At 36.0% G+C, this 228-nt stretch carries 1 protein-coding gene; it reads left to right on the plus strand.

All coding sequences use genetic code 11. The features are described 5' to 3' along the window. Nucleotides 1–228: Rpn family recombination-promoting nuclease/putative transposase (locus MUW73_RS04150; RefSeq protein ID WP_243575288.1), on the plus strand; the 228-nt coding region annotated here is incomplete at both ends.

Below are 228 nucleotides of genomic sequence, written 5' to 3' on the forward strand. Positions count from 1 at the left end.
AAAGAAAAGTTGGATTTAACCCGCATTACTATTGAAAGAGAGTCTTATGTGGAACATAAGCTCAGAAAATCTATAAGTGACCTAGTCTACTCGGTACTAACGAAAGATAATGACCAAGCCTTCGTCTACATACTTATAGAGGCAGAGGTAACACCTAATTACTGGATTGCACTGAAATTGTGGCAATATATGCTTCGTTTATGTGAGCGCCATAAAAAAAAAGATAAA

The organism is Candidatus Cardinium sp. cByotN1 (assembly GCF_022810525.1).
In the GTDB taxonomy this organism is placed as follows: domain Bacteria; phylum Bacteroidota; class Bacteroidia; order Cytophagales; family Amoebophilaceae; genus Cardinium.